Source organism: Rufibacter glacialis (genome assembly GCF_008271745.1).
Lineage (GTDB): Bacteria > Bacteroidota > Bacteroidia > Cytophagales > Hymenobacteraceae > Nibribacter > Nibribacter glacialis.
Map to the genome: position 1 here is coordinate 634,132 of NZ_VKKZ01000020.1, position 19,777 is coordinate 653,908.

At 50.0% G+C, this 19,777-nt stretch carries 14 protein-coding genes; 7 read left to right on the forward strand and 7 right to left on the reverse strand.

The window, feature by feature from the left end:
• Positions 1-19: 19 nt before the first annotated feature.
• From FOE74_RS10935 to FOE74_RS10955, 5 genes are all read right to left on the reverse strand, one after another.
• Entirely contained in the window at positions 20-1,405 is a 1,386-nt protein-coding gene (locus tag FOE74_RS10935; RefSeq protein WP_149098629.1) for a sensor histidine kinase, read from the reverse strand.
• Positions 1,402-2,085: a response regulator gene (locus tag FOE74_RS10940; RefSeq protein ID WP_149098630.1), complete on the reverse strand. Its 684-nt coding sequence runs from the start codon at positions 2,083-2,085 to the stop codon at positions 1,402-1,404. Before FOE74_RS10940 ends, FOE74_RS10935 begins: the two co-directional genes overlap by 4 nt.
• Before the next feature lie 258 nt (positions 2,086-2,343).
• Positions 2,344-3,570: a Bcr/CflA family multidrug efflux MFS transporter gene (locus FOE74_RS10945; protein ID WP_149098631.1), complete on the reverse strand. Its 1,227-nt coding sequence runs from the start codon at positions 3,568-3,570 to the stop codon at positions 2,344-2,346.
• Positions 3,571-3,852: 282 nt separating this feature from the next.
• A complete protein-coding gene (glgP, locus tag FOE74_RS10950) occupies positions 3,853-5,511 on the reverse strand; it encodes an alpha-glucan family phosphorylase (RefSeq protein ID WP_149098632.1) in 1,659 nt (552 codons plus the stop codon).
• Between the two features lie 761 nt (positions 5,512-6,272).
• Positions 6,273-6,776, reverse strand: a complete 504-nt coding sequence (locus FOE74_RS10955) for a cupin domain-containing protein (RefSeq protein ID WP_149098633.1) — start codon at positions 6,774-6,776, stop codon at positions 6,273-6,275.
• Positions 6,777-7,545: 769 nt separating this feature from the next.
• Between FOE74_RS10955 and FOE74_RS10960 the strand changes: the two genes are divergently transcribed.
• The 4 genes from FOE74_RS10960 (at position 7,546) to FOE74_RS10975 (ending at position 14,007) form a co-directional block, all read left to right on the forward strand.
• On the forward strand, positions 7,546-7,896 hold the full coding sequence (locus FOE74_RS10960) for a hypothetical protein (protein ID WP_149098634.1): 351 nt from the start codon (positions 7,546-7,548) through the stop codon (positions 7,894-7,896).
• 721 nt (positions 7,897-8,617) lie between these two features.
• A complete protein-coding gene (locus FOE74_RS10965; RefSeq protein ID WP_149098635.1) occupies positions 8,618-11,563 on the forward strand; it encodes a S8 family serine peptidase in 2,946 nt (981 codons plus the stop codon).
• A complete protein-coding gene (locus FOE74_RS10970; protein WP_149098636.1) occupies positions 11,563-13,284 on the forward strand; it encodes an amidohydrolase family protein in 1,722 nt (573 codons plus the stop codon). The genes FOE74_RS10965 and FOE74_RS10970 overlap by 1 nt, the downstream gene beginning before the upstream one ends.
• Before the next feature lie 285 nt (positions 13,285-13,569).
• Positions 13,570-14,007, forward strand: coding sequence for a hypothetical protein (locus FOE74_RS10975; protein WP_149098637.1), 438 nt, complete (start codon positions 13,570-13,572; stop codon positions 14,005-14,007).
• Between the two features lie 111 nt (positions 14,008-14,118).
• Here FOE74_RS10975 and FOE74_RS10980 read toward each other — a convergent pair whose 3' ends face one another.
• Positions 14,119-14,409 (reverse strand): DUF983 domain-containing protein, encoded by a 291-nt coding sequence (locus FOE74_RS10980; protein WP_229726169.1) that lies wholly within the window; start codon positions 14,407-14,409, stop codon positions 14,119-14,121.
• A 616-nt stretch (positions 14,410-15,025) separates the two neighbouring features.
• Between FOE74_RS10980 and FOE74_RS10985 the strand changes: the two genes are divergently transcribed.
• Positions 15,026-15,904: an AraC family transcriptional regulator gene (locus FOE74_RS10985; RefSeq protein ID WP_149098638.1), complete on the forward strand. Its 879-nt coding sequence runs from the start codon at positions 15,026-15,028 to the stop codon at positions 15,902-15,904.
• 117 nt (positions 15,905-16,021) lie between these two features.
• Here FOE74_RS10985 and FOE74_RS10990 read toward each other — a convergent pair whose 3' ends face one another.
• Positions 16,022-17,068 carry a glycoside hydrolase family 43 protein gene (locus tag FOE74_RS10990; protein WP_149098639.1) on the reverse strand — a complete coding sequence of 349 codons (1,047 nt, stop codon included), beginning with the start codon at positions 17,066-17,068 and terminating at the stop codon, positions 16,022-16,024.
• 591 nt (positions 17,069-17,659) lie between these two features.
• Between FOE74_RS10990 and FOE74_RS10995 the strand changes: the two genes are divergently transcribed.
• The gene (locus FOE74_RS10995) at positions 17,660-18,895 is read left to right on the forward strand and encodes a tyrosine-type recombinase/integrase (protein WP_149098640.1); all 1,236 of its coding nucleotides are present in this window, start codon (positions 17,660-17,662) and stop codon (positions 18,893-18,895) included.
• A gap of 7 nt (positions 18,896-18,902) precedes the next feature.
• Complete coding sequence (locus tag FOE74_RS11000) at positions 18,903-19,733, forward strand: hypothetical protein (protein ID WP_149098641.1); 831 nt, start codon at positions 18,903-18,905, stop codon at positions 19,731-19,733.
• Positions 19,734-19,777 lie beyond the last annotated feature (44 nt).

The window sequence follows — 19,777 nt, forward strand, 5'->3', positions numbered from 1 at the left end:
TTCCTCTATGGGAAGCCTGCTAGATCCTGTACATCCCAAATAGTTTGGGAAGCGTAATGGTCACCTCGGTGCCCTGGTTCAGTTGCGACCGCACAGAAATGGAGCCCCGGTGCAGCTTGATGATTTTCTCCGCCAGCGGAAGGCCAATGCCATGGCCGGAGATATCGCGCACGCTTTCTGCCCGGAAAAACGGCACGAAGACTTTCCTGACGTCTTCCGGCGCCATACCAATGCCCCGGTCCTGCACTTTGAGCAGCAACGTATGCTCCTGCACCTCAATGGAAGCGAAAATGGCCTGGTTCTCCCCAGAGAATTTGGCGGCATTCTCCAGCACGTTCACTGTGGCAATGAGCAGGAGAGCTTCGTTGCCTTTGACCATCAGTTCATTCTCATCTTCCGGCAGGTTGGCGTATTCTACCTCTACCCGAATGTTGGGCTGCCTTTTCTGGGCTTCGCCGCAGGCTTGCCACACCAGCTCATCCAGACGCAGCTCAATCATCTGCACCTTAGAGGAATCTGAGCTGGCTTGCACCATTTGCAGAAGACCGTTGGAGAGTTGGGCCAGGAGCTGGGCATCTTCCAGGTTAGATTTGAGCACTCGTTCGTATTCTTCCGGTTCGCGGCGGTTCATGAGCGCCACCTGCAACTCCCCAATCATGGTGGTGAGTGGAGTGCGCAGTTCATGGGAGGCGTTGGAGACAAAGGTCTTCTGTACTTCGAAGGCCGTCTCTAACCGGTCTAGCAGGTTGTTGAAGGTTTTGGCCAGATGGGCCACCTCATCCTGACCGTCGGCCTGGCTGAGCCTGCGGTGCAGGTCTGAGGCCTTTATTTTCTCCACTTCAGAGACCACCTTCAAAAACGGTTTCAAAGCAGCCCTGGAGAAGATGACCCCACTGATGACCACAATGACCAGGGCCATCACAAAGCCTATGAGCAACAGGGTGCGTAAATGGTGCAGCTTGTTCTGGTTGTACAAGTCAATGGAGGAAGCCAGCACGAAATAGGTTTTTCCGCGGTGCAGGTACCGGATGCCCACAATCTGGCGGTCTCCCTGCGCCAGACGTACCTCGCCTTCTGTGGTCAACTGCTGCAGCAATTGGGTGGGTACGTGCACGGCATCTTCGCCGTCGGTGAAAACAAGTTTCCGGTCCTGGTCATACACCTTTACCACCTCGCGGGGCAGCATCTGGAAATACAGGCGCTGGTCCAGAGCGTGCTGCTGGGCGCTCACGGTATCAGCATCCAGCACGTAATGCGCGGTGGCGTAGGCCCGGTTCAGGATGCGACCGTAAAAGTCGTTCTCTCGGAAGATCTCACTGAAATAGTAGACAGACACACAGAAAGCCAGCAAGATGCCCGTGAAAATGCCGGAGAACTGAAGGGTAAGCTTGGTTTTTATTTTCATTTCTCGTCCATTTCCTTCAACACATACCCCATGCCCACCAACGTATGGATGAGCTTAGGCGAGAAATCCTTGTCTATTTTCTTGCGCAGGAAGTTGATGTACACGTCTATGACGTTGCTGCCGGTATCAAAAGACGTTTCCCAGACTTGTTCAATGATGTCAACCCGGGAAACCACCCTTTCTTTGTTGCGCAACAGGTAGTGAAGGAGGGCAAACTCACGGGCGGTCAGGGAAATGGGCATGCCTTTGCGGTAGACGGTTTTCTTCTGCACATCCAGTTCCAAGTCGGCGACCTTGAGCACTTCGGTGCCCACGCTTTCCTGCGCCCGGCGCGTCAATGCTCTGATGCGGGCCAGCAGTTCCTGAAACTCAAAAGGCTTGACCAGGTAATCGTCGGCCCCGGAATCCAGCCCCAGGATTTTATCGTCGGTGCTGCCCAGGGCGGTCAGCATGAGAATGGGAACCGCAATGTTCTGCTGCCGGATCAGTTTACAGACCTCTACCCCATTCATGCGGGGCAAGATTACATCCAGAATGACCAGGGCATACTCATTCTCGGTGGCCAGTTTGGCTCCGTAAAACCCGTCGTACGCCTGCTCTACCTCATAAATCTGCTCTTCCAGCCCTTTCTTGATGAAGGCACTTACCTTGGGCTCATCTTCAATCAGCAGTATTTTCATGGGGCTAAGTTAGAAAGTTGTATAGGATTATCAGATAAGCAGGCTAAATCTGTCCCGGCTAACACGGCTCCTTCCGCCGGCAAAAAAGACCCTTAGTTCATCTATCTGGCCTTTTCCAGGGTTATTTTCTAAAATCACACCTGAAAGCCATGAATTCTCGCTCTGCGGCATTTACCAGGCTATTCCTGGGAAATAGGAAGGCCGTTCAAGGAGTGGCATTTCCCCCTGAACGGCCTTTAGATGGCTAAATTGTCTCTTTTAAACTTCGGGCACCGCCCCGGCCAGCTCTGCCGCGCGATAACTGGCCGCCTTCGCCTGGCCCAGGAAGTAAATCACGATGCCCAATACGGTACAGGAAGTCATGACCCCTACCATGGGCAAGGCGGTGCCGTTGTGGAACAAGCTCACCGTGCCAGAAACTAGGGCGCCAATGCCCATTCTAAAGCTCCCGGCCAGGGCCGAGGCACTGCCGGCAAACCTGGAGAACGGCGCCAGCGACAAGGCCGAGGAATTGGGGGCAGTAAGCCCCTGCCCCAGTAAAAACAGAAAGAGCACCACAATGAGGCTGGTCTTGCCGTACCACCCGGCGTACACCCCCAACACCATCACCGCGCCTACCAGGATCTGGTACACCAGGGCAATCCTGATGATCTGCTCGCTGGTGAGTTTACGGAGGAGAATGTGATTGAACTGGGGAGACCCAATCATGGCCACCGCCAGAATGGCAAAGATCCAGCCGTACTCCTGCTCGCTCACCCGGTAGATGTTCATGAACACATCTGGGGAACCGGAGATATAGGCAAAGGGCGCCGCTGAGGCAATGCCGCCCACCAAAGTATACACCAGGAACTGCGGGTGTTTCAACACGGTCAAGAAGTTACCGAGAACGGCCTTGGGCTTGAGCGACATGGAGGGATCAGGCTGCTTGCCTTCCGGCAGGAAATAGATAATACCAACTAGGATCAGCAGCGTGATCAAGGCCAGCGCCAAGAACACCGAATGCCACCCGAAGGCGGCCGTCATGTATCCGCCTACCGTGGGGGCAATCATTGGGGAAACGGCAATCACCAGCGTGAGCCAGGAAAACACCTTGGCCGTCTCAGAAACCGGGAAAAGGTCCCGCACCAGGGCCTGCGCTGCTACCATGCCGGCACAACCACCCACGGCCTGCAGAAAACGCATGAAAATGAGCATGTCCGCTGAATTGGTCATCGCGCAGCCAATAGAGGCCAGAATGTAGACCAACAAACCGGCGTATAAAGGGAACTTGCGGCCGAACCGGTCCAGCAGCGGCCCATACAGCAACTGCCCCGCCGAGATACCGATGAGGTAGGCTGTCAAGGACAGCTGCACTTTGGAGATAGTGGTCCCCAGATCTTCGGCAATGGCCGGAAAACCAGGCAGATACATATCAATGGAGAAAGGGCTGATGGTGGAGAGGGAGCCCAGGATAAGGATGATGAGGATATATTGCTTGCGCGTCATGTCAGAATCTGAAAAAGAAGGCAAAGGTACGGCGCCTACCTTTCATTGACATGAAAAAGTGGAATAATCCGGTTCCCTTGGAGAAACTTGTTTTGCCTGCGCCTGGAGTACGCCTCCAGTATTTTAAGTCTCATTTCAGGAAAACAGCCTTAAAACATACTGGAGGCGGTGGAAACTGGCTCCCTATTGGTCGCGGCATAGGAACCGTTTTCGGCTTCCAGACCAAAAAGGGCAGCAGAAATGTCTTCCTGCTGCCCTTAGCAAAAGGTCACCCAAGGTGCTTTACTTCCCGTCTTGGTACATCAGGTGGTAATACTCATCTGCCATGCGCTCAGAACCAAAGTACGAAACCACCTCGCGCATACTCTGCTTCATGATGCTGACCCACTTCTTGCGGTCCTGGTAGTAGGCCGGAATGATTTCCTGCTCTAAGATGTCCATCATGTTGGTGTAGTCAATCTGGTCCTGGTCATAGTCTGGCAAAGACGTGTCCACCACAGGAAACAGGAAGCTGTTTTCCCCGTGCCGGCCAAACTCCGGGATCCAGCCATCCTGCACCGAGAAGTTGATGGCTCCGTTCATGGCGGCGGTCATGCCGCTGGTGCCGGACGCCTCGCGGGGCCGGCGAGGGGTGTTGAGCCAGATGTCTGCGCCTTGCTTCAGCTTGGCCGAAAGGTCCAGTTCATAGCCCGTGAGCACCGCCACGTTCTTCTTTTGGTGCGATACCTCTATAAGTTTGTTGAAGATACTGATGGCCCCTAAGTCAAAGGGGTACGGCTTGCCCGCCCAGATGACTTGTACGGGTTGCCCTTCCTGGTTGATGAGTTCAAAGAAGCGGTGCAGGTCGTAGAGCAGCAGGTCAGCTCGTTTGTAGGCCGCAAACCGGCGGGCCCAGACAATGGTAAGCACGTCGGTCTTGAAAAGCTTCCCGGTCTGGTCGGCGACCAGGTCAAAGAGGGGCTTCTTCATCTCCGCCTTTAGCTGCACCAGGCGTTCATCATCATTGGTGTCTAAGGCCTTGCGCAACTCTGGGTTCTGCCAATAGGTAATGTTCTGGGCGTTGGTGATGGACTTGATCTCGCTGACGCCTTCGTTGTCATACCACATGTCACGGGACACCTCACCGTGCAGCTTAGAGACTCCGTTGGCCATCTTAGCCAGCCTGAGGGCCGTGAGCGTGTAATTGAGGCTGGGCCCGTAGGTACCCGAAATGCGGCGTGCCTCCTCTACCGGCAACGGCCCGAAAAAGGTCATCTTCGCCAGCAGGTCTACATCGTTCTCTTCGTTACCGGCTTTCTCTGGGGTGTGGGTGGTAAAGGCGATGCGCTTTTTCACCTCATGGATATCGCGGTACTTGTCAAAGAGGTGAAACACCAGGGGCAACGCGTGGGCTTCATTCATGTGGTAGATGGCGGCCCCGCCCAGGCTTTCCACTACCTTGGTGCCCCCAATCCCCAAAATAATGCTTTGCGCGATGCGGGTGGGCAACTCCTTGTCATACAGGCGGTGGGTAATAGTCCGGCTGATGTAGTCGTTCTCAGGAATATCAGTGGTGAGGAAATACATGGGCACGGTGCCGAAGGTCTCAGCGGGTAACACCAGCGCCTTCACCCACACCGGGTTGTTGTGGATGATCACCTGCACCATGATGCCGGTGTCTTCCAGAAAGGTGTAGTTCTTTTTCTGGAACTGCACCCCCATGTACTGATCATCCTGGCGCACCTGGTCATAGTAGCCGTAGCTCCAGAGAATCCCTATCCCAATCATGTTCTGCCGCAACTCATAGGCGCTGCGCATGTGTGAACCAGCCAGGTACCCCAAGCCGCCTGAATAGATTTTCAGAGCCTGATGGATTCCAAACTCCATGCTGAAGTAAGCAACCCGCTCACTGTACTTTTCATTGATGGCATACGGATGATACCAAGTGCTGTAGTTTCCCATATAAAAGTTGAAGCGCTATGATAAAGTGATGGAGCGGAAAAGGGCTCTAGGCTCCTGAACCGCCATGGCCCGGCAAATACCGCCCGGCCCACGAAGTTCTCAGAACTAATACTAGTTATAATCTGCCTTAGAAACAAGCCTATGATAAGACGTGGCCAGGGCAGCCTTGCCTTCTTCCGCTTGGCTTCCCTGAATAAGTTCACAATAGACTACGCAAACCCGCCCTCGCGCCGCTTTGCAGGGCAGGTTCTATCTTAGAAACCATTTCCAGTTTTTGGGGCCTTTTTAGAAAATCAACCCATAAAAGCCTAAAGAAGGCAAGCCATATCTTTTGGAAGCTTCTCCTTCCCTGCTTCCACCAAGGTAAAATTGGAAGAGCTTCTTCTGGTTTTTTCCCTGGCTCCCATTGCTGCCTGCAAAAGCTATGAGGCCACCGGATGCACAACTTGACCCTGCTTTTGGCCTCTTTAAGGAAAAACAAGGTTAAAACAGGAGGTCTTCGGGCCAGGAACTATCTAGCTATTGCTATCCAGCTTGACCTTGATAGTAGGCAGATAGAGAGGGATGGGGAGGAAGCCTATCCTCCCCTCCAGTGTCGATTGCTTCCCAACTTGGTTTACGGCCTGTTTCAACTAAAACAAGCCTAAACCAGGTTAGGGATTGGTAAACAAAAGCAGTATGATCTTATCCTGTATTAACCTTTAAGGTACAGCATCAATCGTGACTTTCCTTGTGGCAAACATGAAGATGGCTAGTGATTCTTAGCGGCCGAAGTCATCTTGCACACGCACAATGTCCTCTTCATTAGAGGGATTCGCAGCATCTGTGTGTTGCCAGATTTCAGCCAGCACGCCCCATTCCTGCAAGCCCACCAAGCGGTGCCGCTCAGACTGACGTAAGGTGATTAACGCGCCCGGCTCTAATTTCTGCACTTCCCCTTCTTCGTCGGTGTTGCTGGTGACTACGCCTACCTTGCCTTTCACTACTTTCCAGACCTCCGCCCGGCGGTGGTGGTACTGCCAGGATAAGCGTTTCTCAGGGGCAACTACCAGGATCTTAGGGCTGAGTTTGCCAGAGATCCGCAAATCCTCCACAGAGGTCCCATCAAAGTAAGTGTCGGCGAATTGCTGGGCCTGTGCTTCATCAATCACAAAAAAGCCTCCCCAGGGCCGGGTTTGGTCTTGGCTGGCGATGGTAAATCCCTTGGCAGTGAGTTCCTGCTCTATTTCCTGAAAAAGCGCTTGTTTCTGGTGGTCCGTTGTCATGGATGTTTCTTTCAAATATTTATCGGGCTAATTTAACAGAGCCGGTTTAATTAACCTTCCTGAGACTAGAAAAGATTACCACCTGCCCCGCATATACCATTATTAACCGCTTCTAAGCAGGAAATTTTTGCTGTAGATGTCGATATTTCCCTGATTTCGAAGAGTGGACTAGGGCATTCCTATTCATGACTAATAACTCCAAGCTAGGTTTGAGCAACTTTATGGTGCTTATGATTAGAAGTAGTCCTATCCAGGTTACTTTCTTATTTATCTTGAAATTTATAATTGTTTTTATCTTGATTCGCAGTAGCTCAAAGCATGAACCCTTATATGAGGCTTACTTCACCTTTAATTAATTACATACCTAAATCCTTCAAACGAAAAAATCGAAAGCCATTAAAAGGCATTTCTCAAAATTCTCAGTTCCTCTATTTTTAATACTTAGCCTTTTTTGATGTAAAATACTTGAATAATTAGGTAAAAATCACTTCCATTTAAACAACATTTAACTTATTCACTATCATAGACTAACCTAAATTTTCAGTTAAATGATTGTAACCTTCTTACAAAATGAAGTTATCCTCCTACTCTTTTTTTCTGCTTTATTAGACGCGAAGGCTAAGAGGGAAAACAGCGGTAAAACCAGGCCATAGGCAGCTTTTCCCCATTTATATAAATTATCCTATTAACTTGTTTAAATAATGAAACTTGTCTGATAATAGAATAATTTATATTTGCCTCAACAACAGTAGGTAGTGAAGAGCATAGCATGATTAGTAATAACCGTTCCCCCATCCAGGAAAAAGAAGGTCTCTTTGCAGGAGGCCCCTTTCAACAATTATTTTCCATTCTATGGTCTGATGTGTATGAGCGTGGTGAATCCATTGAAGAGGTCTTGCAAATGGCTATGCGCTACCGGACTGCCTTGGACCAAGATGCGGGTCTGCGGGACTCAGAGAGCCACAAGCTCCTTTACTGGCACCTAGACAACCTTATTCACGAGGCGGGCAACATGAAGAAGAACCCTAACCATGACCTCTTTCTTTACCTCAAAGCCTTACACGGTCTGCGCGACACCATGAAGAAAGGCCATCCTTTTTTAAACTTTGCCCTTGTGTAGGGGAAAATTGCACCTCAAGATTTCTTATGCTTGGTACTGGTTGACCAAACTTTTAGCCTGCAAACCCATTCTTTCCAAGCGCATCTCCTAAATAAAGCGGTCGAGGGTTTGCCTTTAACAATACAGGCGCACTTCACCCTTTTCAGGTTCAGGTTTCAGTTTTCTCACCTTCGTATTAGCCCCTGAGACCCAACAGCCTTTGCGCCAACCTACCACAGAATAAGGCTAAAGTTCATCCGCCAGCTTTTCGTTTAACCCCTTTAGACCACCTTTACCTAAACGATGAAGAGCGGTTTCTGGGCCTCCGACAACACAGGCATGCGGTTGAAGGACCCAAGGGTTAGGCAAACCACAGTAAGTTTCCCACCAGACATTCCCACCGTTTCCTTCTAACAATCTACTTTTCAGCACTTTATTCAATAACCAATTAGACAAAATTGGTTTTGAGGATGAAATTTTAGTGCCCATTTGAATGAACCAGTGGCAAAAAGCAGCTGGTTTTTAGAGAAAGGCAGGAAAAGCTGGCTGTCTTAAAATGGCCAGAATTCGAAAACAAAGCACTTTTTTCTTTTTAATATTGATTTTATTATTTTCCTTACAAGCATAATCCAATTCAGTCCCATCCCTCGGGGACAGTTCAGCTGGTTACCCTCCTTCGTCTTGCTCAGCAAGTGCTTTACTGCCTCTCTATTACCCCCAGAATCCTGCAAACCTATTGTGTATGGCTTCCTTAACTCCGCTGCAATGGAAAGTGATTCAGCAAGCAGCTGACCAATACCAGAATTACGCATCGCAAATTGAGCGGGTCAGACAAGACATCGTTCTCGTTAAACAGGGCACCAAAGACATCACTGAGATCTCGCCAGACCCCAACCGGGTAAAAGCCCGGATCAGCCGGGAGATGTCCATGGCCAAGGACACATCCAATCCCGCTAAATTCGCGCGGGAACGGGTAATCCTGAACCCTGATTTCCAGGAAGCCTGCCTCCTGAACCGGCTGGTAGACTTTGCCCGCACCGTGGGGCGGGTCATGTTACCCGACAGCGGGTACGGCACCGGCTGGCTTATTGGCCAAGGCCTGTTGATCACCAACCACCACGTGTTGCCCAATAAGGCAGTGGCCGAAGGGTCCTTCCTGAACCTGGGCTATGAGCGTACCGTGGTAGGCGAGCCTCTCCTGGGCGAAACCTTCCGGCTACGGCCCGACCTGTTTTTCATGACGCCCCGTGAAACCCCGGACGGTGAACTGCAGGGAGAATTAGACTTCACCATTGTGGGCGTAGAGGAGGTAAGCTCCGGCGGAAAACCTCTCTCAGACTATGGCTACGTGGTGCTGGATGACAAAATGGGCAAAGCCATTGAGGGGGAGAACTGCCTGGTGATCCAGCACCCGGCCGGTGATTATAAAAAGGTGGTGCTGCGCGACATCCGGCTACTGGCAATTCAGAACCTTCCCGGCGCTGACTACCACCTGTACTATGAGAGCGACACCCTGCAAGGATCCAGCGGCAGCATTGTGATTGCCTTGGGCACGGGAGAGATCATTGCCCTGCACAATGCCAGCGTGCCCCGCAAAGACGCCCAGGGCCGGTTCCTTAAAAAAGACAGCAGCCCCTGGCAGGAAGGGGAATCAGAAGACCTGATAGATTGGGTGGCAAACCAGGGCGTGCGCATCAGCAAGATTGTAGAAGCACTGCGCAATTTTCCGCCTCTTTCGCCGGAAATGGAGGCAAAACGCCGGGACCTGCTGGACCGGATAGACCACCGGGTGAAGTCAGTGGTGGTGAGCGCCAAACCAGCAAAGGTCAGCACACCCAGCTTCCCCAGTGAGAAGGCCGAGGCAAAGCCCGAAGCCCCCGTTCTGACCTCTTCGGTAGCGCAGAGGTTCCTGGTGAAAGCCAGCTCCTTGCCGCTGGTGCGAGAGTACGTGGTCTCTGCTATCACGCAGCAGTTCCCGGCCAGCCACATTTCTTCCCTGCTGGAAGGCCAAGAAGACACGCGTCTGGGCGCCTACCTCAAGGTAGACCTTTCCAGTGCAGCTGACCCCTGGGTAACAGCCGCCGCCCTGGAGGCCATAGACGGCGTAGAAGTGGCGGAACCAGACCTGCCCCGATTCACCTCCATTGGAGGATTGGGAGACCCGGCCAGTGAGTCCCCTTCCCTCCTTCCCCGCCTCACAGAGAGCGGCCGAGGCTCCACCCCCACGGAGACCGACTGGGTTTCCAGCCCCTATTTCAAAAAACTGGACCGAAACACGCCGGCCGGCAAAGCGCAGATCAGGAAATGGAGCCACCGGGCCGTCAACTTCTCAGAAACGGAAATAACCAAACTGCTGGGCCGGTCTGGGTTGGAGGAACTGTCTTCTTTACGCCTGGCTCAATTTGACACCGGCTACACCACCCATTCCAAAGTAAAGGGCGGCTTTAACCTCAACATGGATTATGATGCCATAGAGGAAGACAATGAGGCCATGGATGCCCGGTCAGGGGGAATTTTAAAGCATTTCGGGCACGGCACCCGCACGGGCAGCATCTTGATCGGTGTCTCAGACAGTGAGGTTTCTCCTTCGCGCGAGGGCAATGTAGGTTTGTTACGCGCCATCACGGAGAAAGACAAAGTGCCGCTGGTCATTACCCCGTTTAGGGTAGCCAAATCAGTTATCCTTATAGGCCGCATCAGCGAGTTGGTGGACGCGGCCACCCGGGCCATCAGCAGCGGGTATCAGGTGCTCACCATGAGCATGGGTGTTCTGCCGGGTGGCCCCGTGTTACGCGACCTGGCCCGTTCGGCGTACGAACGGGGGGTGATTTGGTGCTGTGCGGCCGGCAACGAGGTGAAGGTAGTGGTGGCTCCCGCCAAATACCCCGGGGTGATCTCCGTGGCGGCCTCTAACCCAGATGATGCCCCCTGGACCGGAAGTTGCCGGGGCCCGGAGGTAGACATCACCGCCCCCGGTGAGTTCATCTACGTGCCCGTCCTGGGAGACGGCAACAAAGAAGACATGACCTTCGGGAACGGCACCAGTTACGCCACCCCGCACGTAGCGGCGGCGGCCTTGCTCTGGCTGGCCAAAAACAAGCGCGAAATAGATAAATGGTACACCCAGCCTTGGCAACGGGTAGAGGCGTTTAGGTTCTGTTTACAGAAATCAGCCAGAAAAGAAGGCAAGCTGCCCAGTAACCAATTTGGGGCGGGGCTGCTGGACATCGGCAAGTTGCTGGTGACCCCGCTGCCCCAGCCTGGCCAATTGCGTCATGCCTACATGGGGTCTGCTGGATTGGAGAAAGCCCAGGGCAAACCACCTTTGGCCCTGCGGGAAATGGAATACAAAGACTGGCAGGCGGTCTTCAGTGAACCGCTTAAAGGAGAAAGTACCCTACTAGCCAAACTACAGGAAAGAACTGGTAGCGCGGCAGGCGCCTCCAGAAGTGCGGCTTCGGTGCATTTTGCCCGGTCCTTGGAGGCGGGCCAAGCAGGCAGCCAGACGGCTGTGACCACCGTGGAATCCATGGGCAGTCTTTCCACCACTCCTGAGGCGGCCTATGCCAGGTTGCTCTCCCTGAACCAGGTACGGGCCCAGGCGAAACCCTCTTACGCCATTGGCGAAGACAACGAAGAAGAACCCATGGAAGTGACCAACATTGCTGCACCTGAGACAATTGTATAATGGAAACTTATTTCGACTTTCATTTCCACCCCCTGGCCAAGCGGTTTTTGGTGCAATTCAATGACCTGGAAAGGCAGAACAAACTCTGCACCGAACCTATTCCGCTTCCTCCCATTGGCGGGGTGGTAGATAAGCTGAGCGGTAGCATTCTGCAAAGCCAAGGTTGCGTGTCACAAGCCGTCTCCGGCCGAATTCTGTTAGGCGTAGCCAACATTGTGGCCATTGAATACGTGTTCGCCACCAAAAAAGGGATGCTAAAGCTCCTGGAACTGGAGGTGTTTGGCCAGGATGTGGTGGCTCCGCTGGACAACAGGCTCTTTGACTTCATCCGGAACGGAGCGGGCAGTTACAACACCCTTTTCAGCAAAGAACTCGCTTTTTACCAATGGGTGGCGCAGCAAACCAACCTGCGGTTCCATATCAACTTGCTGACCCGCAAAAAAAAGGGAGGGCTGGAGCTGCAGGAAGGCAAACTCAACCTGGCCCTGGCCATTGAAGGCGGGCATAACCTGTCTAAGCGTTTCATCAACCAGTTAGCGGGCGAGGCCGACCCGGCCGCCGTAGTGACCGGTTACCGGCAGAACCCCTTGGTGGATTTCCTGTACCTCACGCTCACGCACCTTTCCCATGTGCCAGAGCAACTCCTGTGTACCCATGCCTTCGGGTTCAAGATGGTGAAGGACATTGCCGAGGCGCGGCCTCAGATCAAAGGCCTTACGCTCTTGGGCAAGAAGGTGGTCAGGGCTTGCGTAGACACGCAGCAAACTGCCAACCCTATTTTGATTGACATCAAACACATGAGCCTGCAGGGGCGCCATGACTTCTACGCCTACCGCCGGCTTCTCCTGGAGACCAAGCCAGACGGATTCAAAGCGCCAAAAGAGGTAAGCGGGAAAGCCTGGTGGCCTATTTTAGCCACCCACATGGGGGTAACTGGGTTTAGGAGTGGCGAATTGCGGGATTACATCAAGGAATATGGGGTGGAACGCGGAAACGAGTTCAGCGTCCGGGTGCAGCTGGGCCGGGAAAAGGCCGCCAAACTGCCGGAAGGGATCGGGTTGGACAATGTCTTTTTCAACCCCGCTTCCATTAGTCTCTTTGATGATGACATTGAGGAAATTGCCCGCAGCCGGGGCCTGATCGGCATCAGCCTGGATGCCCGCATCTTAGGGTTTGAAGGCATCCTGGGCCGGAAACAGCCAGATTATGACTACTTCTCCCGCGAGGATTTCGCGCAGCTTTTCCCAGACCTGGCTCAACGGCTTCCCCGGCTGGCCCCGGTAGAGGAACCACCAACGGGCCCGGCGGCCCAGGAGGTGGCCTTACCGGCCACGAAAGAGAGCCTGATACCCGGCCTAGCCGACCGTGGTAAACGGGAACTGTACCTTTTCTGCCTTAATTTGCTGCACGTAGTGGCCGTGATCAACAAGATGCCTGCCCTTGAGCGCCATGGCAAAGACGGTTGGGATTTTCTCTGTATTGGCTCAGACTTTGACGGCCTCATTGACTCGCTTAAGACGGCTAATACCGCCCAGTCGCTGCCCCAATTTGAGAAGGTCCTGCAGGCCTACCTGCCCAAGGCGGAAAAAGCTTACCTGAAAACCCATGAAGGCAAAACGTCTTTAATTCGGAGAGAAGGCGAACACCTGCTCACCAACCAGGTGCTACGGCAGGTCTTCTACACCAACGGAGAGCAGTTTCTCAAAGAATGGTGGGGTTGAAAAGAAGGCGTTTATGTAAAAAGAGAGGAAAATCCTTTAAGAGGCTAAACCCCGTTTCATAGGTTCTACACCACTTGGAAAAGGGTTTGGCCTCTTACTAAGGCCATTACCTATAGTTAGACCATCTTTCCCAGGTTTACCCGTAGAGGGACTAAACCCAGCCTGTTGTGTAACCTCTATATTTTTAGTAAACTAGTGTGCAATTTTCCCTAAGAAAGCTCTTGAAAGGCCATCCCCCTGCCCCTTTCCCGCCCGTAAAGCTATTGGCCCAAACTAAGAAAGGAGATGAACGAGCAACCTTCTGCCGCCTTCCAAACTGATTTTGTCCTTATCACCACAGAGCCCGTCCGCTCGCTCCTTGTCCTGGAGTGGAGACGTCAAATCACCCTGCAGGAGCGGAAAATAGGCTTCGGGAAAGCCTTGGACCTGACCAGGGAGATGAGCCTCCTATACTGGTTGATAGATGATCTGCAGCTTTCTATAATAACTCCAGAGGAAAAGGAATGGGTGTTGTCTGAGTTTCAAGGGGAAGCCTCCCAAACCTCCCTGCAGAAACTGGCGGTGGTGACACCCGACTATTATCCCTCCTTAGTGGCTAATACTGAATTCACGGAAAAGGGGAAGCAAGGCTACCAAGCCAAAGGGCAAATAAGGCATGAAGTCTTCATTGACCATGAAAGTGCTTTAAACTGGCTTTTGTCTGAAGAGGCAATGGAAGAGTAAATTATAAGAGCCTTCCTTTAGCACCAAGTGAGCAACCATTTAACCAGTTTCCCGCCCACTTTGCTACCTGGGTTGTCTAGGTGCAGCATTCATTTTCTGGGGTAGCACCACCTAGACATGGGCTTTCTGCGGGATCTTGCTGGCTGGTCCCTCATACCGGACAAAGATGCTGATCCAGAGTACCCGGGCCAACCGGAAGAAGATGGGTAACATGCCTACCACCGTCACCAGTACAATCCCCACCAGCATGCCCATGGTTACTTCTTCCACAAACTGCGACAGGACAAAGAGGGCTACCAAAAATACCGCTACGTTGAAGGCGAAACTCACGTACATGGCCCCATAGTAAAAGCCAGGTTCCGGCTCAAAGGATTGCCCGCAGCAAGAACAATGTTTGTTCATGTCCGCGAACTTAGTTGAATATAAAGTCCCCTTCGGGAACATGTTCCCTTCCCGGCATCGTGGGCATTTTACGTTTGCAATGCCATATACAAAGGATCTGCGCTGGCTCATAACCTAGTTGTACTTGTTTTACCCCACAAAGATACAAAAGGTGCTTCATGACGGTACGGGACAAAAAATCCTTTGTGATGGACTTTTCCTCCCGGTGCCCTGAAACCTTGAGTCAACCTTCAACCGGCTACCTGCTCTTTGGCTTATTTACAACTTTCAACCTGCTCCGTTTCATGGCTACTTCATCTTCTTCAGGGACACACCTAAGTTTCAACTCTTTCCTAACAGGACAGAAATAAAAGTAAACCAACTGCAAGATTAAACCCGTTGAGGTTTGACAGACAGACTAGTGTGTTGAATTTCTCATCAAGGAGTTGAACCCAAAGGGCTAGCAATACCCTTCAAAATAGGTGCTGAAGGTGTAGCAAAAGGAGCGACCTTTACACCTGGAATGGTTCCCCTTTCCTCACCAGGAAAACCCTGGCAATGGACCTGTATCTTTGCAGGCAGCTACCAATAGGAAAAAGGCAAATTTATTAACTTGGCCTTTCTCACGCCTTTCTTCATGTCAAAGGAACATTTGCCCATTTATCAGATCCAGGACTTTCATGCGCAGGCGCAGAAAGAGCGTTACTTTTACTTCAGCACCTTTGCCGCCCACCTGCAAGAGCATTTGTTCATCCGGGAGCCCCACAAGCACAATTTTTATATCATCATTTTCATCACCCAAGGCACCGGCACCCATACCATTGACTTTAAAAAGTATGAGGTAAGGGAAAACATGGCTTTCTTTCTGGTTCCGGGGCAGGTGCACAGTTGGGAACTTTCTGAAGACGCTGACGGCTTTGTGGTTTTCTTTACCCAGGAATTTTACCAAACCGTTTCTCCTACCCTCAAATTGTCTGGGTTTCCCTTTTTCAATGCCTTGCTGCATACTCCTTTCCTACCTATGGCTCAGGAAGAGGCTCTAAAAGTGTTCCCTACTTTTCGCCGGTTACAGGAAGAATACCAAAACCAAGCGTTGATGCGCCAGGAGGCCCTGGGCTGCTACTTAGACCTGCTTCTGATTCACCTGTCGCGCCTGTATCAGGCTGAGGGGAATGAGATGGAGGTTTTGCGGGGAGAACTCTCCTTGTTGCAGTCACTGGAGGGCCTGCTGGAGAAACACTACAAGGAACACCTTCCAGTAACTTTTTACGCCGACCAACTGCATGTAACCCCCAAACACCTCACCAACATCTGCAAACGCTCTTTAGGGAAAACCACGACGGATCTTATCCAGGAGCGGGCCGTGCTGGAGGCGCAAAGGCTTTTGGTGCATTCAGAACTGACCAGTAGCCAGATAGCCGCGGAATTAGGGTATTTTGACAACCACTACTTCTTCCGTTTCTTCAAGAAGCATACCGAGTGTACCCCAGAGCAATTCCGGAGCCGGCATAGGTAAGTCGAATTGCCCTCTGCCCAATTTTGGAAGGCTTTCTTAGCTTCTGGTAGAATTGAGGGGATGCAAGGGATTTTAGCGTGCTTGGCCTGTTAAAGGAAAAAAACGACCTTTCAATGCTTACTTTTTCTTTTTCTGGGCCACCTCATGGTCATCTAACTCTTGACCGAAATCAGGCATTCCGTCTTTGGTCCACCTCAGAACCCGGGCGCGGGTATGGCGGTTCGGATCGTATAATGGCTCACCCTTGATCTCTTTATAGTCGCGGGCATGGTAAAGCATCACATCTGTTTTGCCGTCTTCTGCTAAAGTAAAGCTGTTGTGCCCCGGCCCGAAACGTTTGAGTCGTTCATTAGAGTAAAATACCGGCTCTGGCAGCTTGTGCCAGGCGGCAGGATCAAGAAGATCCGCTCCCTCTTTGGCCCAAAGTAAACCAAGGCAATAATTGGCATCAGTGGCGCTGGCGGAAAACGTCACAAACACCTTCCCGTTGCGGATAAGCACGGCCGGGGCCTCGTTCACTCGGTGACCTTGGATTTCCCAGGCGAATTCAGGTTGCGAAATGACCACTTGTTTGTCACCTAAAGTGGTAGGGCTGGTCATTTTGGCAATATATAAACCTGTGTTTCTTACCTTGTCTGAAGCTCTGTCTACCCAGATCATGTAGCGCTGCCCCTGGTGGGCAAAGGTGGTAGCATCCAGGCTAAATTCATTTCTTTGGCTAATGATTTCCCCCTCCTCTTTCCATTCGCCTTTGGTAGGATCTGCTGAGGCATTAGACAAGGCATATTTGCGTATTTTCCATTTATCCTCCGCTGATCCGGCTGCAAAATAAATGTACCATTTCCCATCTATCTGGTGCAGCTCCGGGGCCCAGATATGATTGCCCATGGCTCCTTTCCCATGTTTGCGCCATACTACTACCGGTAAGGCATCTTTGATGCCATTGATGGTCCTGGCACGCCTGATCTCCAACCGGTCATATTCCGGCACGGTGGCCACAAAGTAATAGGTGCCATCTTCTGCTTTCCAGACATGCGGATCGGCCCTTTGCAAAGCCAATGGGTTCATGAACTGGTTTCTCTTGAGTTTTTGCGCATTGGTGGTAAAACCGGCAAGTAGGAGAACTGCCACAAGAATATTCCGGCAGAAGTGGGTGGAGACCATAGGTGGTGGGCTTTGGTGAAGCGAAACAGATTTCCCTTAGGATTCTGCTTTTGCTAGTCATAAATGTAAAAAATACATTTATGACTAGCAAAAGCAGAATGACCCTGTTTCTTCCTCACTTTTTAAAAACTGCCCGGGAAACAGGCCTCTTGAATTAATTGCCACTATTTAATTTTCAATTTTAGGGAGGTGCCTATTTTTTGAAGGAAAGTTTTATTTTTAGCATGCGCTGATTCACACTGCCTTTCAAAAGCAAAAGGGGACCCTTTTTAGTATGGGTGAACCATAATGAACCGAGGTGGACAACATGTCAAACCTGCTTTTCCAGCATTTTAAGCAAGAAAAAATCCCTAGCCAACAAGAAGTGACTAGGGATTAATTGGCGTTATGTGGGCCCACCTGGAATCGAACCAAGCACCTACTGATTATGAGTCATTTTTTGAACGTTTATCCATTTTTGCCTTTCTTAGCAAAAACCCCTTAAACAGGCTTTTTTAAGGCTTTTAATAAATAAATACTCCTAACGCTTAGCTTTATTTCTAACATTTGCGTTCATTTGTTTCTCAAATTGTTTCTCAAATTTGTAAACACATGAACGCAACAGCTACCATTATATTAGATACCCGCAGAGAAAAAGCGGACGGCAGATTCCCCATAAAGATAAGGATTACCTTTAACCGTAGGTCTAAATACTACTCTGCTATCGTGGACAATGAGCTGGTTGCTCTTTCACCTGATGAATGGGAGAAAGTGGTAGGGCCTAAACCCCGTTCACCATATAAAGAAATTGGGCAAGCACTGAAAGCACTAGAACATAAGGCTGGAGGTGTCATCAAAGAAATCCCCCTCTTCTCTTTTGCCGAATTTGAGAAACGCTTCAAATCAAACCGGAACAAGAACGATGTCTATAGCTCCTTTGAGGATTACATCAAATCTTTGCAAGAAGAAGGTCGCATAACGACAGCATTAAGCTACGGAAATGCCCTTAGCTCTTTATCTAAATTCAGGAAGCCGCTGCTCTTTGATGATGTAACGCCTGAGTTCCTACATAAATACGAGAAGTGGATGCTGGGCAACAACAAGTCCCTAACCACAATTGGCTTTTATCTAAGAAGTCTAAGAACTATTATCAATGAAGCCAAAGAAGCAGGCATTGTGAAACCAGAACAGTATCCGTTCGGAACCAGGCGATACACTATACCAAAAGGAAGAAATGTTAAGAAGGCGCTTAACTTGAGCCAGATTGAGAAAATATACTACCATCCTGTTGAGGAGGGAACGATGGAAGAGAAAGCTAGGGATCTTTGGTTCTTTAGCTACCTGTGTAATGGAATGAATATAAAAGACATCTGTTTATTGAAAGGTAAAAACATCTCCAACGGTAAAATTTCTTTCTATAGAGCAAAAACCAAACGAACAACCAGAATTGACCCTAAACCTATTGAATTCATTCTTCCTGCTGAAGCTCAGCAAATCATTGACAAATGGGGGAATAAATACATCGGGTCAGAAAGCTACGTCTATCCCTTTCTTAACGATTGTGAAACACCCACAAGAGAAAGACAGATTATAAATCAACTTACTAAGAACATCAATACCTACATGAAGCGGATTGCAACTGAATTAGAACTGGACATTAATCTGACTACTTACGTTGCTCGTCACTCATTCAGCACGGTTCTTAAGAGAAGCGGAGCCTCAAAGGAATACATACAGGAATCCCTCGGGCATCAAGATTCTAAAACAACAGAGCATTATCTAGACTCTTTCGAAGATGACATCAAGAAACAGTTCTCAAATAGCCTATTAGCATTTAAGAAAAATTAGGACTGATATGGAAGACAATGGAAAATTGGCTTTGGACTACTTCTATAACAGAATCAAGTCTAAAATAAAGCAGATTATAAAAGAAGAAATTGGGAAGACTGAATATAATGCAAGGATATTAACTGGGGGGCTAGGGCTAGAAGAAGAATTGAAGTTCTTTGAAAAACTTTTAGCTGAAAAGAAAGATACACTAAAGTCTCCTTCCGGACATTTCATTCTTCCAGAGAAGTTCACCAAAAAGGAGCTACAGCAAAAGGAGTTTGATACACCTTCAATTATAGAAAACAGAATAGAAGTGTATCAGAGCCCATATGAAGAGAGAAAGTTAGATTTCATTAATCCTCTAGCTAAGTTCTATAGTAATCTAGATTACTTAGAATATCTTAAATCTAGAATTACAGGTTTGAAGCTAACTTTATCTAACAGCAATAACCAGAATAGTAAAAAGGGAGAGGGTAAAACTACCCTGGTTTGGGTTGGAAATAGTCAAATGTTTAACAAGCTTCATGCATCCTTGACAGAGGAAAAAATCATCGGAGAAATTGACCTGAATATATTCAGGAAGCACTTTGAAGGTATTGTACAAAAGGAGCCCATCAATTTCTTAGCACAAAAGGCTTTAGTCTTCTATCTCTTAGACAAACTTGCGAAGTATATAAACGTAGGGTTTTACACTCATTCAAAGGGATCGTCCTCGGTTACAGTTGTCGCAAAACACTTTATCTTCAACGGTAAAGAATCTAAGGATTTATATTCCGTCAAAAGCAAGGGTATCAATCCTGCAAACAAACATTTAAAGAAAAGAATAGATTTGATTATCAATAGGTTATCCTCTTAGAAAGCAAGGGTAAAAGCAAGGGTTTCTGCACCCTTGCTTTCTCT

Coding starts and splice junctions, on each gene's coding strand:
- FOE74_RS10960 (WP_149098634.1), top strand. CDS start 7,546: ATGATTAGTAATAACCGTTCCCCCATCCAGGAAAAAGAAGGTCTCTTT.
- FOE74_RS11000 (WP_149098641.1), top strand. CDS start 18,903: ATGGAAGACAATGGAAAATTGGCTTTGGACTACTTCTATAACAGAATC.
- FOE74_RS10985 (WP_149098638.1), top strand. CDS start 15,026: ATGTCAAAGGAACATTTGCCCATTTATCAGATCCAGGACTTTCATGCG.
- FOE74_RS10940 (WP_149098630.1), bottom strand. CDS start 2,085: ATGAAAATACTGCTGATTGAAGATGAGCCCAAGGTAAGTGCCTTCATC.
- FOE74_RS10975 (WP_149098637.1), top strand. CDS start 13,570: ATGAACGAGCAACCTTCTGCCGCCTTCCAAACTGATTTTGTCCTTATC.
- FOE74_RS10970 (WP_149098636.1), top strand. CDS start 11,563: ATGGAAACTTATTTCGACTTTCATTTCCACCCCCTGGCCAAGCGGTTT.
- FOE74_RS10955 (WP_149098633.1), bottom strand. CDS start 6,776: ATGACAACGGACCACCAGAAACAAGCGCTTTTTCAGGAAATAGAGCAG.
- glgP (WP_149098632.1), bottom strand. CDS start 5,511: ATGGGAAACTACAGCACTTGGTATCATCCGTATGCCATCAATGAAAAG.
- FOE74_RS10980 (WP_229726169.1), bottom strand. CDS start 14,409: ATGAACAAACATTGTTCTTGCTGCGGGCAATCCTTTGAGCCGGAACCT.
- FOE74_RS10995 (WP_149098640.1), top strand. CDS start 17,660: ATGAACGCAACAGCTACCATTATATTAGATACCCGCAGAGAAAAAGCG.
- FOE74_RS10965 (WP_149098635.1), top strand. CDS start 8,618: ATGGCTTCCTTAACTCCGCTGCAATGGAAAGTGATTCAGCAAGCAGCT.
- FOE74_RS10945 (WP_149098631.1), bottom strand. CDS start 3,570: ATGACGCGCAAGCAATATATCCTCATCATCCTTATCCTGGGCTCCCTC.
- FOE74_RS10990 (WP_149098639.1), bottom strand. CDS start 17,068: ATGGTCTCCACCCACTTCTGCCGGAATATTCTTGTGGCAGTTCTCCTA.
- FOE74_RS10935 (WP_149098629.1), bottom strand. CDS start 1,405: ATGAAAATAAAAACCAAGCTTACCCTTCAGTTCTCCGGCATTTTCACG.